This window comes from Streptomyces sp. NBC_01426, assembly GCF_036231985.1.
In the GTDB taxonomy this organism is placed as follows: Bacteria; Actinomycetota; Actinomycetes; order Streptomycetales; family Streptomycetaceae; genus Streptomyces.
The window spans coordinates 4,915,381-4,929,730 of record NZ_CP109500.1 but is presented as its reverse complement, the minus strand read 5'-3'; the positions used below and the strand labels follow the sequence as shown (position 1 = coordinate 4,929,730).

Annotated in this window: 12 protein-coding genes; 9 read left to right on the top strand and 3 right to left on the bottom strand. The window is 72.5% G+C overall.

Annotated features, from left to right (window positions below):
* Positions 1-31: 31 nt before the first annotated feature.
* Positions 32-907 carry an SDR family NAD(P)-dependent oxidoreductase gene (locus OG906_RS21915; RefSeq protein ID WP_329445104.1) on the top strand — a complete coding sequence of 292 codons (876 nt, stop codon included), beginning with the start codon at positions 32-34 and terminating at the stop codon, positions 905-907.
* A 132-nt stretch (positions 908-1,039) separates the two neighbouring features.
* Here OG906_RS21915 and OG906_RS21910 read toward each other — a convergent pair whose 3' ends face one another.
* Entirely contained in the window at positions 1,040-1,861 is an 822-nt protein-coding gene (locus tag OG906_RS21910; protein ID WP_329448091.1) for a phosphatase, read from the bottom strand.
* Positions 1,862-1,917: 56 nt separating this feature from the next.
* Positions 1,918-2,496 (bottom strand): SACE_7040 family transcriptional regulator, encoded by a 579-nt coding sequence (locus OG906_RS21905; RefSeq protein ID WP_267799515.1) that lies wholly within the window; start codon positions 2,494-2,496, stop codon positions 1,918-1,920.
* Positions 2,497-2,595: 99 nt separating this feature from the next.
* Here OG906_RS21905 and OG906_RS21900 point away from each other — a divergent pair, with 99 nt between their 5' ends.
* The 5 genes from OG906_RS21900 (at position 2,596) to OG906_RS21880 (ending at position 9,525) form a co-directional block, all read left to right on the top strand.
* Entirely contained in the window at positions 2,596-4,212 is a 1,617-nt protein-coding gene (locus OG906_RS21900) for a carboxyl transferase domain-containing protein (RefSeq protein WP_267825396.1), read from the top strand.
* A 16-nt stretch (positions 4,213-4,228) separates the two neighbouring features.
* Positions 4,229-6,238 carry an acetyl/propionyl/methylcrotonyl-CoA carboxylase subunit alpha gene (locus OG906_RS21895; protein ID WP_329445102.1) on the top strand — a complete coding sequence of 670 codons (2,010 nt, stop codon included), beginning with the start codon at positions 4,229-4,231 and terminating at the stop codon, positions 6,236-6,238.
* 11 nt (positions 6,239-6,249) lie between these two features.
* Entirely contained in the window at positions 6,250-7,167 is a 918-nt protein-coding gene (locus OG906_RS21890; RefSeq protein ID WP_329448090.1) for a hydroxymethylglutaryl-CoA lyase, read from the top strand.
* Between the two features lie 7 nt (positions 7,168-7,174).
* Entirely contained in the window at positions 7,175-8,335 is a 1,161-nt protein-coding gene (locus tag OG906_RS21885; protein WP_329445100.1) for an acyl-CoA dehydrogenase family protein, read from the top strand.
* A 152-nt stretch (positions 8,336-8,487) separates the two neighbouring features.
* Positions 8,488-9,525 carry an ABC transporter substrate-binding protein gene (locus tag OG906_RS21880; RefSeq protein ID WP_329445098.1) on the top strand — a complete coding sequence of 346 codons (1,038 nt, stop codon included), beginning with the start codon at positions 8,488-8,490 and terminating at the stop codon, positions 9,523-9,525.
* Positions 9,526-9,543: 18 nt separating this feature from the next.
* Here OG906_RS21880 and OG906_RS21875 read toward each other — a convergent pair whose 3' ends face one another.
* Positions 9,544-11,139: a beta-N-acetylhexosaminidase gene (locus OG906_RS21875; RefSeq protein ID WP_329445096.1), complete on the bottom strand. Its 1,596-nt coding sequence runs from the start codon at positions 11,137-11,139 to the stop codon at positions 9,544-9,546.
* A 52-nt stretch (positions 11,140-11,191) separates the two neighbouring features.
* On the opposite strand from OG906_RS21875, the gene OG906_RS21870 reads away from it, so the two are divergent.
* The 3 genes from OG906_RS21870 (at position 11,192) to glmS (ending at position 14,326) form a co-directional block, all read left to right on the top strand.
* Positions 11,192-12,052 (top strand): DUF4429 domain-containing protein, encoded by an 861-nt coding sequence (locus OG906_RS21870; RefSeq protein ID WP_329445094.1) that lies wholly within the window; start codon positions 11,192-11,194, stop codon positions 12,050-12,052.
* Positions 12,053-12,159: 107 nt separating this feature from the next.
* Positions 12,160-12,435 carry a hypothetical protein gene (locus tag OG906_RS21865; protein WP_053674701.1) on the top strand — a complete coding sequence of 92 codons (276 nt, stop codon included), beginning with the start codon at positions 12,160-12,162 and terminating at the stop codon, positions 12,433-12,435.
* 73 nt (positions 12,436-12,508) lie between these two features.
* Positions 12,509-14,326, top strand: coding sequence for a glutamine--fructose-6-phosphate transaminase (isomerizing) (glmS, locus tag OG906_RS21860; RefSeq protein WP_267825400.1), 1,818 nt, complete (start codon positions 12,509-12,511; stop codon positions 14,324-14,326).
* Positions 14,327-14,350: the final 24 nt, after the last annotated feature.

Below are 14,350 nucleotides of genomic sequence, written 5' to 3'. Positions count from 1 at the left end.
ACAGAAACACGGCGATCCCCAGGAGACCCCCATGTCCGCCACCCCCACCCCCACCCCCACCCCCACCGGCCCCAAGGTCGTCCTCGTCACCGGCACCTCCACCGGCATCGGCCTGGCCGCCGCGGTCGCCGCCGCCCGCGCGGGCCTGCACACCGTCGCCACCATGCGCGACACCGGCCGCGCCGACGCCCTGCTGGAGGCGGCCGCCGAAGCCGGCGTCTCGGACCTGATCCAGGTCAAGCCGCTCGACGTGACGGATGCCGGCTCCGTGGCCCGCTGCGTGGCGGAGGTCGTCGCGGAACACGGCCGGCTCGACGCGGTGGTGAACAACGCCGGCGCCGGGTTCGTCGGCACGATCGAGCAGCACGGCATGGAGCCGGTCCGGGCCGCGATGGAGGTCAACTACTTCGGCGTCGTCGAGGTCACCCGGGTCGCCCTCCCCCACCTGCGCGCCTCGGGCGGGCGGGTCATCACGGTGACGAGCGTCGGCGGCATGATCGGCCAGCCGTTCAACGAGGCGTACTGCGCGGCCAAGTTCGCCGTCGAGGGCTTCATGGAGTCGCTCGCCCCGGTCGTCGCCACCACCGGCGTCCAGGTGGCCGTCGTCGAACCGGGCGCCGTCACCAGCGAGTTCGTCGCCACCATCGGGATCGACGTACCGACCCTGCTCGCCGAGGCCGGACCGTACGCCCCCGCGCTGCGGGCCTACCTCGGGCGCACCTCGCAGGCCTACGACCACGCCCAGACCTCGGCCGAGGCGGCCGCCCCCGTCGTCGAGGCGCTGACCGCGGAGCGGATGCCGTTCCGGGTGCAGACCTCCGACTGGGCGCGGGACTTCGTCGGCATCAAGCTGGCGGACCTCGACGGTTCGACCGTCCAGGACTTCACCACCGGCTGGCTCAAGTGATCACACCCCGGGCGCGGCCCTCCGCATGACCGTCGCGGCCGGCCCCTCGGCCGGCCCCTCGGCGGGGCCCTCGGCGGGGCCCCGGCCGGACCCGTCGGGCGGGGCGCACGCCCCGCCCCGCGTCGGCTGCCGTCAGGCCAGGCCCGCGGCGTCCAGCAGGTAGGCCACCATCGGGTCGTAGTGGCGCGGGTCCCGGACGTGGTCGTCGAGCGGGATCGCGACCTGGAGGGTGCCCTCCGCCTCGGCGAGGAACAGGGCGGGGTCGTTGCAGTCCGCGTAGCCCACCGCGTCCAGGCCCCGCTGCGCCGCGCAGCCCGCCCAGCCGTGGTCGGCCAGGACCAGGTCCGGCTGGGGGCGGTTCTCGGCCGCCAGCCCGTCCAGGATCGCGGCCATGGGCTCCGGCGAGTGGGTGTGCCACAGGGTCGCGCCCCGCTCCAGCACGGCGACGTTGGCGAACTGCCACACGGAGCCCTCGTCCGCGACCAGACCGCGCGGGATGACCACGATCTCGCAACCGGCCGCCCGCAGGGCCTCGCCGGTCGCCCGGTGGACGTCCAGCAGGCCGCCGGGGTGTCCGGTGGCCAGCAGGACGCTCTGCCGGTCCAGCGCGGCCTTGCGCAGCCGGGCCGCGAGCCGGTCCAGGCCGGCCACCGTCAGCTCCGGGTCGATGGTGTCCTGGCCGAAGCGGTGCGTCGCGTCGTCCACCACTCCGCAGCGTTCCGCCATGACGGCGAGCACGTCCTGCTCGTCGACCCAGCGGTCGCCGAGTTCCAGGCCCAGCCAGTAGTGGCGGTCGCCGTTGGCGAGCTTGCGGTAGTGGGAGAGGTTGTTCTCGCGCGGGGTGGCGACGTCGCCCGCGATCCGCGTGCGGACCAGGTGGTCGACGAGTTCGGCGCGGCTCGGCGCTTGAGAGGACTGGGCTGGCGTCTCTATCGGCTTCGGCATACGGCCCATTCTGCCGTCGCGTGCCGTCACGCGCCGGAACCATTTCGACCCGCGGACGCCGGGCGTCACCCCGACAGCGCCCCGAAGGCCCCGTTGGCCAGCCGCCGCAGCAGGGACTCGGTGGCCTCCCGCCCCAGGGCCGCCAGGTGCGGGGTGGAGTTCAGCAGGCCGAAGACCGCGTGCACGGAGACACGTACCTGCGCCTCCCCCACCTCCGGGTGCAGCTCGCGCACGACCTGTACCCACAGCTCGACGTACTGGCGCTGCAACTGTCGTACGAGCTTGCGGTCGGCCTCCCGCAGCCGGTCCAGCTCCCGGTCGTGCAGGGTGATCAGCGCGCGGTCGTCGAGAGCGAAGTCGATGTGGCCCTCCACGAGGGAGGCCAGCAGCGCCGCCGGGTCGCCGGCCGCCTCCTCGGCGCGCCGCCGGCCGCCGGTGAGCAGCCGCTCGCTGATCCCGACGAGCAGTTCGGCGAGCATGGCGTCCTTGCCGGCGAAGTGCCGGTACAGGCCGGGGCCGCTGATGCCCACCGCGGCCCCTATCTCGTCCACTCCGACGCCGTGGAAGCCGCGCTCGGCGAAGAGACGAGCGGCCTCACTGAGGATCTGCTCGCGACGGGTCGGGGCGGCCGCTCTGGTGCTCATGGGAAACCATTCTAGACAGGGCCGTTAGCGCTCGTTAACCTAAGGCCCATACGCGTTAACGACCATTAACCGCGTGCACCGAGCAAGGGAGCTCGACCGATGCAGCAGGCACCAGTGCTGACGAGCGCCGCGGACCCGGCGTCCGAGGCCTGGCGGACCAACGAGGCCGCCCACCGCGAACTGGCCGAGGGCCTGCGCGCCCGGCTGGAGGCGGCCCGCCTGGGCGGCGGGGAGCGGGCCCGCGCCCGCCACACCGCCCGCGGGAAGCTGCTTCCCCGCGACCGCGTGGACGCCCTCCTCGACCCCGGATCGCCCTTCCTGGAGCTGGCCCCGTTGGCAGCCGAGGGCATGTACGGGGGCGCGGCCCCGGCCGCCGGGGTCATCGCGGGCATCGGCCGGGTCAGTGGCCGCGAGTGCGTCATCGTCGCGAACGACGCCACCGTCAAGGGCGGCACCTACTACCCGATGACCGTCAAGAAGCACCTGCGCGCCCAGGAGGTGGCGCTGGAGAATCGTCTCCCCTGCCTCTACCTGGTCGACTCCGGCGGCGCCTTCCTGCCCATGCAGGACGAGGTCTTCCCCGACCGGGAGCACTTCGGCCGCATCTTCTACAACCAGGCCCGCATGTCCGGCGCCGGCATCCCGCAGATCGCGGCCGTGCTCGGCTCCTGCACCGCCGGCGGGGCGTACGTCCCGGCCATGAGCGACGAGGCCGTCATCGTGCGCGGCCAGGGCACGATCTTCCTCGGTGGCCCGCCGCTGGTGAAGGCCGCGACGGGCGAGGTCGTCACGGCCGAGGAACTCGGCGGCGGCGAGGTCCACTCCCGGGTGTCGGGCGTGACCGACCACCTCGCGGAGGACGACGCGCACGCGCTGCGGATCGTACGGAACATCGTGGCGACGCTGCCCGACCGTGCGGCCCTGCCCTGGTCGGTCGAGGCTCCCGAGGAGCCGAAGGTGGACCCGTACGGCCTGTACGGCGCGGTGCCGGTCGACTCCCGCACCCCCTACGACGCCCGCGAGGTCATCGCCCGGGTCGTGGACGGGTCCCGCTTCCAGGAGTTCAAGGCGGAGTTCGGGCAGACGCTGGTCACCGGTTTCGCCCGGATCCACGGGCACCCCGTCGGCATCATCGCCAACAACGGCATCCTCTTCTCCGAGTCCGCCCAGAAGGGCGCGCACTTCATCGAGCTGTGCGACCAGCGCGGCATCCCGCTCCTCTTCCTCCAGAACATCTCGGGGTTCATGGTCGGCCGCGACTACGAGGCCGGCGGCATCGCCAAGCACGGCGCCAAGATGGTGACGGCCGTGGCGTGCGCCCGGGTCCCGAAGCTGACGGTGGTCGTCGGCGGTTCCTACGGGGCGGGCAACTACTCGATGTGCGGGCGGGCCTACTCGCCGCGCTTCCTGTGGATGTGGCCCAACGCGAAGATCTCGGTGATGGGCGGCGAGCAGGCGGCCTCCGTGCTGGCCACCGTCAAGCGCGACCAGATCGAGGGCGCGGGCCAGGAGTGGCCGGCCGAGGACGAGGAGGCCTTCAAGGCCCCGGTCCGCGCGCAGTACGAGGAACAGGGCAACGCCTACTACGCCACCGCCCGCCTCTGGGACGACGGGGTCATCGACCCCCTGGAGACCCGACAGGTGCTCGGGCTGGCCCTGACCGCGTGCGCGAACGCCCCGTTGGGCGACTCGGGCTTCGGCATCTTCCGTATGTGACGTGAGGACCTCACTGATGTTCAGCACTGTTCTGGTCGCGAACCGCGGCGAGATCGCGGTCCGGGTCATCCGCACCCTGCGGGAGCTCGGCATCCGCTCCGTGGCCGTCTTCAGCGACGCCGACGCGGACGCCCGTCACGTACGGGAGGCCGACACGGCGGTCAGGATCGGACCGGCGGCCGCCGCCGAGAGCTACCTGTCGGTGGAACGACTGCTGGACGCGGCCCGCCGCACCGGCGCCGAGGCCGTCCACCCCGGGTACGGCTTCCTCGCGGAGAACGCCGCCTTCGCTGCGGCCTGCGCGGAGGCCGGGCTGGCCTTCATCGGCCCCCCGGCGAGCGCGATCTCCCTGATGGGCGACAAGATCCGGGCGAAGGAGACGGTGAAGGAGGCGGGCGTGCCCGTCGTCCCCGGCTCCTCCGGCAGCGGCCTCACCGACGCCGAACTGGTCTCCGCCGCCGAGAAGATCGGCATGCCGGTGCTGCTGAAGCCCTCCGCGGGCGGCGGCGGCAAGGGCATGCGGCTGGTCCGCGACGCGGAGCTGCTCGGCGAGGAGATCGCTGCGGCGCGGCGCGAGGCCCGGTCCTCCTTCGGTGACGACACCCTGCTCGTCGAGCGGTGGGTGGACCGGCCGCGGCACATCGAGATCCAGGTGCTGGCGGACGCGCACGGCAACGTGGTGCACCTGGGCGAGCGGGAGTGCTCGCTCCAGCGCCGCCACCAGAAGGTCGTCGAGGAGGCCCCGTCGGTCCTGCTGACGCCGCTGCTGCGGGCGTCGATGGGCGCGGCCGCCGTGGAGGCGGCCCGTTCCTGCGGGTACGTCGGCGCGGGCACCGTGGAGTTCATCGTGCCGGGCGGCGACCCGTCCTCGTACTACTTCATGGAGATGAACACGCGCCTCCAGGTGGAGCACCCGGTGACGGAGCTGATCACCGGGCTCGACCTGGTCGAGCAGCAGCTGCGGGTCGCGGCGGGGGCTCCCCTCGGGTTCGGGCAGGAGGACGTGACCCTGACCGGCCACGCCATCGAGGCCCGCGTCTGCGCCGAGGACCCGGCCCGCGGGTTCCTGCCCTCGGGCGGCACGGTCCTGGCCCTGTCGGAGCCGTCCGGCGGCGCCGTGCGCACCGACTCCGGTCTGACGGCGGGCGTGCCGGTGGGTTCCGCCTACGACCCGATGCTGTCCAAGGTCATCGCGTACGGGCCCGACCGCGCGGCCGCCCTGCGGGTGCTGCGGGGGGCCCTCGCGGACACCGTCATCCTGGGCGTGCAGACCAACGCCGGTTTCCTGCGGCGGCTGCTGGCGCACCCCGACGTGGTGTCGGGCGACCTCGACACCGGGCTGGTCGAGCGCGACCTGGCGTCCCTGCTCCCGGAGGGGATCCCGGACGAGGTGTACGCGGCGGCGGCGTTGCTCGCCGAGGAGCCCGCGCCCGCGGGGCCGGGAGGGTGGGTGGACCCGTTCGACGCCGCCGACGGCTGGCGCCTGGGCGGCACCCCCGCCTGGACGGTCCACCACGTCCGCCTCCCGGGACAGGACCCGGTGGAGATCCGCACCCGCCCGGCCGGCCCCGACACGGAGATCCTGTCGGGGAGCTCCGGCACACCGGCCCGCGGCCGGGTCGTGGCCCGGACCCCCGACACGGTCACGGTGGAACTCGACGGCGTCACCCACCGCTTCGCGCACGCCGCCTCCCCGGAGGGGACCTGGCTCGGCCGTGACGGCGACTCCTGGCACCTCCAGCGCCACGACCCCGTCGCCGCGGCGCTCACCGGCCGCGGCCACGGCGGCGCGGGCACGCTGGCGGCCCCGATGCCCGGCACCGTCACCGTCGTGAAGGTGTCCGTCGGGGACCGGGTGACGGCCGGCCAGAGCCTGCTCGTGGTGGAGGCGATGAAGATGGAGCACGTCATCTCCGCCCCGCACGCCGGCACGGTCACCGAGCTCGACGTGACCCCCGGCACCACCGTCGCCATGGACCAGATCCTGGCCGTGGTCACCCCGGAGGAAGAGGAGGGCGCCGAGTGAACGGCCTGCCCATGACGGTCCCCGATCCCGGGCTGCCGACCCGCGTCCGCATCCACGAGGTGGGTGCCCGCGACGGACTGCAGAACGAGAAGACGCCCGTACCGACCGAGGTGAAGGCCGAGTTCATCCACCGGCTCGCCGCGGCCGGCCTCACCACCATCGAGGCCACCAGCTTCGTCCACCCCAAGTGGGTGCCCCAGCTCGCGGACGCGGAGCAGCTCTTCCCGCTGCTCTGCGACGTCTCCGCCGACCTGCCCGTCCTCGTCCCCAACGAGCGCGGCCTGGACCGCGCGCTCGCCCTCGGGGCGGACCGGATCGCCGTGTTCGGTTCCGCGACGGAGACCTTCGCGGCCCGCAACCTCAACCGGACCGTCGCCGAGTCCCTGGCCATGTTCGAGCCCGTGGTGGCCCGGGCGAAGGAGCAGGGGGCCCATGTGCGCGGGTACCTCTCCATGTGCTTCGGCGACCCCTGGGAGGGCGCCGTGCCCGTCCCGCAGGTGGTCTCCGTGGCCAAGGCACTGCTGGACCTCGGCTGCGACGAACTGAGCCTCGGCGACACCATCGGCGTCGCCACCCCGGGCCATGTCCGGGCCCTCCTCGACGGACTCGACGGGGAGGGCGTGGGGACCGACCGGATCGGTGTCCACTTCCACGACACCTACGGCCAGGCCCTCTCCAACACCCTCGCCGCGCTCCGGCACGGCGTGACCACGGTCGACGCCTCCGCCGGCGGCCTCGGCGGCTGCCCGTACGCGAAGAGCGCCACCGGCAACCTGGCCACCGAGGACCTCGTGTGGATGCTCGACGGCCTCGGCATCGAGACCGGGGTCGACCTGGCCGCCCTCACCGCCACGAGCGTGTGGATGGCCGAGCGGTTGGGGCGCCCCAGCCCCTCCCGTACCGTCCGTGCCCTCTCCCACAAGGAGTAACGAAGACATGTCCCTCGACCACCGGCTCACCCCCGAGCACGAGGAACTCCGCCGCACCGTCGAGGCCTTCGCGCACGACGTCGTCGCCCCCAAGATCGGCGACCTGTACGAGCGGCACGAGTTCCCGTACGAGATCGTCCGCGAGATGGGCCGCATGGGCCTGTTCGGCCTGCCCTTCCCGGAGGAGTACGGCGGCATGGGCGGCGACTACCTCGCCCTCGGCATCGCCCTGGAGGAGCTGGCCCGGGTCGACTCCTCGGTCGCCATCACCCTGGAGGCCGGCGTCTCGCTCGGCGCCATGCCGATCCACCTGTTCGGCACCGAGGAGCAGAAGCGGGAGTGGCTGCCGAGGATGTGCTCCGGCGAGGTGCTGGGCGCCTTCGGTCTGACCGAGCCGGACGGCGGCTCGGACGCGGGCGGCACCCGCACGACCGCCGTCAAGGACGGTGACGAGTGGGTGATCAACGGCTCGAAGTGCTTCATCACCAACTCCGGCACGGACATCACCGGCCTGGTCACGGTCACCGCGGTGACCGGGCGCAAGGCGGACGGCCGGCCCGAGATCTCCTCGATCATCGTGCCGTCCGGCACGCCCGGCTTCACGGTGGCGGCCCCGTACTCCAAGGTCGGCTGGAACTCCTCCGACACCCGCGAGCTGTCGTTCCAGGACGTACGGGTGCCCCTGGCCAACCTGGTCGGCCAGGAGGGCCGCGGTTACGCCCAGTTCCTGCGGATCCTCGACGAGGGCCGCATCGCCATCTCCGCGCTCGCCACGGGCCTGGCCCAGGGCTGCGTCGACGAGTCGGTGAAGTACGCCAGGGAGCGCAAGGCCTTCGGTCGGCCCATCGGCGACAACCAGGCCATCCAGTTCAAGTTGGCCGACATGGAGATGCGCGCCCACATGGCCCGTGTCGGCTGGCGCGACGCGGCCTCGCGGCTGGTGGCCGGCGAGCCGTTCAAGAAGGAGGCGGCGATCGCCAAGCTGTACTCCTCCACGGTCGCCGTCGACAACGCCCGCGAGGCCACGCAGATCCACGGCGGCTACGGGTTCATGAACGAGTACCCGGTGGCCCGCATGTGGCGGGACTCGAAGATCCTGGAGATCGGCGAGGGCACCAGCGAGGTGCAGCGCATGCTGATCGCCCGCGAACTGGGCTTCGCCGGCTGACCGGTCGCCGACCGGGAGGTCGGCCGGGCGGCAGCTCGCACGAGGGGGCCCGGGGAGACCCGGGCCCCCTTACCGCTTTCAGCCAAGGTTAGGCTAACCTTCCCTCCGAACGGCTCAGTGGCCGCCCGGAACGCACGAAAGCGGACATCGACATGCCCAAGTCCCGATCCTCCCTCCTCACCCGCCGCGGTCTCATCGCGGCCGGCGGCGCCCTGGGCCTCGTCGCGGCGCTCTCCGCGTGCGGCGCCGACACGGCGAAGGACGGAGCCGGCGAGGCGGACAAGGCCGCCGCGGCCTCGGGACCCTGGACCTTCAAGGACGACCTCGGCAAGGACGTCTCCGCCCAGTCCACCCCGAAGAACATCGTCGCCTTCACCGGCACCGCCGCCGCCCTCCACGACTACGGCGTGAGCGTCAAGGGCGTCTTCGGCCCGACCAAGACCGCCGACGGCAAGCCCGACGTCCAGGCCGGCTCGATGGACATCTCCCAGGTCCAGATCCTCGGCAACGTCTACGACGAGTTCAACGTCGAGAAGTACGCCTCCCTCCAGCCCGACCTCCTGGTCACCAACAGCTGGGACGGCTCGTACTGGTACGTCCCGGAGGCCTCCAAGGACAAGATCATGAAGCTGGCCCCGGCCGCCGCGATCAAGGTCGGCGGCGACGTCTCCATGGACAAGGCACTGGCCCGCACCGCGGACCTCGCCAAGGCCCTCGGCGCCGACATGAGCGCCAAGAAGACCGTGGACGCCAAGGCCCGCTTCGAGGCCGCCTCCGCCAAGGTCCGCGAGGCCACCAAGGCGAACCCGGGCATCAAGGTGCTCGTCGGCTCCGGCGCCGCCGACCTGTTCTACGTCTCCACCCCGAAGACCTCCGCCGACCTGAAGTACTTCGAGTCGCTCGGCGTCGAGTTCGTCGCCCCGGACAAGCTGGACGAGGGCGGCTTCTTCGAGAGCCTCAGCTGGGAGAACGCCGGCAAGTACCAGGCCGACCTCGTCCTCCTCGACAACCGCACCGGCACCCTGCAGCCGAAGGACCTGGCGGCCAAGCCGACCTGGACCCGGATGCCCGCCGTCAAGGCCGGCCAGATCACCCCGCGCGTGACCGAGCCGATCTTCTCGTACGAGAAGTGCGCCCAGCTGCTGGAGGACCTCGCGAAGGCCATCCAGGGCGCCAAGAAGGTCAGCTGACCCCCGGCGCGGACGCCGCTACGACAGGGACCGGGACCAGGGAACGTCCGGCGCCCGGAAGTAGTCGATGCCCTGCGCGTCCAGCCGCGGGCCCTGGGCCGCCAGCCGCTCGCGGTAGCGGTCCCAGTCCAGTGCCGCCGCCGGCGACCAGCCCAGCTCCGCCAGCCCCAGCACCCTGGGGAACGCCAGCTGCTCCCAGTCCTTGCGCGTGGCGACCGTCTCGGTCCACAGCGGCGCCTCCACACCCAGCACCGCCGACTCGGGGACCCCCGGCAGGTAGGCGCCCGGATCCCAGGAGTAGGCCCGCCGCACCGGCACGTACCCGGCCCACGCCAACCCCGGCTTCGTCGCCTTGTCGTACTTCATGTCGAGGTAGACGCGGTCCGCCGGGGACAGGATCACCGGGTGGCCCGCCTTCGCCGCCGCCGCCACGCCCGCCCTCTCGGCCGCCGACGTCCGGTCGTGCCCCCAGTACTGGAGCACCGCGCCCGCCGCCGGGCGCGCCGAGGCCAGCTGGTGCCAGGCCACCACCGTCTTGCCGTACGTGCCGACGACCGCCTGCGCCCGGTCCATGAAGGCCGCGTAGTCCGCCGCCGGCGTGGAGTGCGCCTCGTCCCCGCCGATGTGCAGGTACTTCCCCGGGGTCATCTCCGCGACCTCGCCGAGCACCTCGTCGATGAACTCGTACGTCCGCTCGCTGCCCACGCACAGCGAGCTGAAGCCCACCTTGATCCCGGTGTACCGCTCGCGCGCCTTGCCGTCGCAGTTCAACTCGGCATAGGAGGCCTGCGCCGCGTTGACGTGTCCGGGCATGTCGATCTCGGGCACGACGTCCACGTACCGCCGGGCCGCGTACGCGACCAGTTCCCGGTACTCGTCCTTCGTCCAGTGGCCGCCCGGACCGCCGCCGACCTCGCTGCCGCCGCCGACCTCGGCGAGCCGCGGCCAGGAGTCGCTCGCGAGCCGCCAGCCCTGGTCGTCGGTCAGGTGCAGGTGCAGGGTGTTGACCTTGTACTGGGCGAGCTGGTCCACGTACCGCTTCACCTGCTCCACCGGGAAGAAGTGGCGGGCGATGTCGATCATGGCTCCCCGGTACGCGAACCGCGGCGTGTCCTGCACCCTCCCGCCCGGAACCGTCCCCGCGCCCCGCGCCGGCACCAGTTGCCGCAGGGTCTGCCCCGCGTGGAACAGCCCCTCGGGCGTGCGCGCGGTGAGCGTGACCCCGCTCGGGCCGGCCTCCAGCCGGTAGCCCTCCTCGCCGAGCGCGCCCGCGCCCCGGTCGAGCCGCAGCCGGATCCCGTCCCCGTCCGCCCCGGCCACCACGGGCAGCGGCAGGCCGACGGCCCCGCGCAGTTGCTCGGCGAGCAGCTCCCCGACCTGCCGCACCTGCGCGCCGGAGCCCGGGGCGGTACGGATCACCGTGCCCGCCCCGAACGCGTACCCGGCGCCCTCGGCCCGCGCGGACACGGGCGCGGGCAGCAGCCGTTCGTAGGGGGTGGGCGCGGCGGCACGCACGCCCCCGGGCCGGGAGTCGTCACCGTGGGCGGCGGTGCAGGAAACGGCCGCCGCGCCGAGGACGAGGAGGGCACCGAGCGTGCGTCGCAGGACTCTCATGACCTCAGGTATAGGCCAATCGGGCACGACACGCCGATGCGAGAATCGCGGGATGGCGGAAATCATCCAGAAGGACGGCACGTGGACCTTCGACGGGGACGCGGTGCGCATCGTGCCGGGCCGCGACAAGGAGGTCGGCCCGCTGCGGCAGGCCCTCGGGGAACTGCTCGTGCCGCTGGGCGCGATCGCCGGCGTCTCCTACGAACCGGGCCGCAAGTCGGGCCGGTTGCGGCTGCGGCCGCGTGACGGCGCCGACCCGCTGATCCAGGTGACGGGCGGGCGGCTGCCGGAGACCTCGGACCCCTACAGGCTGACCGTGGAGTCGGACCGCACCGGAGTGGCGGAGTACTTCGTCGACGAGCTGCGCAACGCGCTCCTGCTGGACCAGGTGGATCCCGGCCCCAGCGACCGCTACCTGCTGCCGGGCCCGCCGGTGCCGATCACCGCGAGCGGGGGCGACGGCACGGCGGCCTTCGACGGCGACCGGATCACCCTGGACTGGAACTGGGCGACGGAGGAGGCCAAGCAGTCGGCGGGCGCCCGGCAGTTCCGGGTCGCCGACGTCCGGGCGGTGGAGTGGACCCCGTCCCGGGGGCTCTCCAACGGCGTGCTGCGGTTCACCCTGGCGGGCGCCCAGGCGCCGCCGTCCCCCAAGTACGACCCGTACGCGGTGGAGCTGTTCGGGATGGGCCGCAAGGAGCTGGCGACCGCGCTGGTCGCGGCGGCCGTGGCGGCCCGCCTGCCGCACCCGGCCGCCGCGCTCGCCCCGGCCCCGGCCGCGCTTGCGGCGGACGGCGCGGACCACGACGCGCTGTTGCGTCGACTGCGCGAGCTCGGGGAGCTGCACACGTCAGGCCTCCTCACGGCCGAGGAGTTCTCGACGGCGAAAGCGGCGATTTTGCGCCGCTTCTGACCGACCCAGACCGGAATTACCCATTCTCCTGGTCCAGACCAGCCCGATCCTGCCCGAATTCGGGCAGGATCTTTGCATTCCGGCCCACATCCCGCCAGTATCTACGGGTGCTCGACCGCCGCCCGTCGCATGACGATCTCGTCGACCACCTGGTGCGCAGCACCTCGCTCCAGCGGGGCGAGGCGGCCCGGGTGGTACTCGACGTGCTCGCCTACTTCGACGAGACGACGGAGGAATTCGTCCGCCGCCGCCACCGTGAACTGCAGTCCGGTGGCGCGGTCAACACGGAGATCTTCGAGCGGATAGCGGCCGAACTGCCGCACCGCGCCGTGGCGCCGCCGGAGCTCTCGCTCCGGCAACTGCGCCGCATCGTCTACGGCTGACCGGTGACCGCGCGGACGGACGCGCGGAGACGACCGGAGCACTCGTTCAGGACTTCAGGAGGGGCAAGACCGTATGTGCGGAATCGTGGGTTACATCGGCAAGCGCGACGTGGCACCGCTGCTGCTGGAAGGCCTCCAGCGGCTGGAGTACCGGGGTTACGACTCCGCCGGCATCGTCGTCAACAGCCCGAAGTCCGCGGCCCTGAAGGTCGTCAAGGCCAAGGGTCGCGTCCGCGAGCTGGAGTCCCGGGTCCCCAAGCGCTTCGCCGGCACCACCGGCATCGCCCACACCCGCTGGGCCACCCACGGCGCCCCGAGCGACATCAACTCGCACCCGCACCTGGACGCCGACAACAAGGTCGCGGTCGTCCACAACGGCATCGTGGACAACGCCTCCGAGCTGCGCGCCAAGCTGGAGTCCGAGGGCGTCGTCTTCCTCTCGGAGACCGACACCGAGGTCATCGTGCACCTCGTCGCCCGCTCCACGGCCGACACCCTGGAGGAGAAGGTCCGCGAGGCCGTCAAGGTCATCGAGGGCACGTACGGCATCGCCGTCATGCACGCCGACTTCCCGGACCGCATCGTCGTGGCCCGCAACGGCTCCCCGGTCGTCCTCGGCATCGGCGAGAAGGAGATGTTCGTCGCCTCGGACGTCGCCGCGCTGGTCGCCCACACCCGCCAGATCGTCACCCTCGACGACGGCGAGATGGCCACCCTCAAGGCCGACGACTTCCGCACCTACACCACCTCCGGCACGACGACCACCGCCACGCCCGAGACCGTGGAGTGGGAGGCCGCCTCGTACGACATGGGCGGTCACGACACGTACATGCACAAGGAGATCTCCGAGCAGTCCGACGCGGTCGACCGCGTCCTGCGCGGCCGGATCGACGACCGCTTCAACACCGTGCACCTGGGCGGCCTGAACCTGGACCCCCGCGAGGCGCGCGGCATCCGCCGGGTCAAGATCCTGGGCTGCGGCACCTCGTACCACGCGGGTCTGATCGGCGCCGGCCTCATCGAGGGCCTGGCCCGCATCCCCGCCGACGCCGAGCCGGCCTCCGAGTTCCGCTACCGCAACCCGGTCGTGGACCCCGACACCCTCTACATCGCGGTCTCCCAGTCCGGCGAGACCTACGACGTCCTCGCGGCCGTCCAGGAACTCAAGCGCAAGGGCGCCCGCGTCCTCGGCGTCGTGAACGTCGTCGGCTCCGCCATCGCCCGCGAGGCCGACGGCGGCGTGTACGTGCACGCCGGCCCCGAGGTCTGCGTCGTCTCCACCAAGTGCTTCACCAACACGGTCGTGGCCTTCGCGCTGCTCGCCGTGCACCTCGGCCGGATCCGGGACCTCTCGGTCACCGACGGCAAGCGGATCATCGAGGGCCTGCGCAAGCTGCCCGCGCAGATCCAGGAGATCCTCGAAGGCGAAGAGGACATCAAGAAGCTGGCGGCCGAGTACGCCGACGCCAAGTCGATGATGTTCATCGGCCGGGTGCGCGGTTACCCGGTGGCCCTGGAGGCCTCCCTGAAGCTCAAGGAGATCTCCTACATCCACGCCGAGGCCTACCCGGCCTCCGAGCTCAAGCACGGCCCGCTCGCGCTCATCGAGCCGGCGATGCCGACGGTCGCGATCGTCCCGGACGACGACCTGCTGGAGAAGAACCGCGCGGCGCTGGAGGAGATCAAGGCCCGCAGCGGCCGTATCCTCGCGGTCGCCCACCGCGAGCAGGAGAAGGCCGACCACACGATCCTCGTCCCCAAGAACGAGGACGAGCTCGACCCGATCCTGATGGGCATCCCGCTCCAGCTCCTGGCGTACCACACCGCCCTGGCCCTGGGCCGGGACATCGACAAGCCGCGCAACCTGGCCAAGTCGGTCACCGTCGAGTAGTCGAGCGGTCGGACGACAGCACGC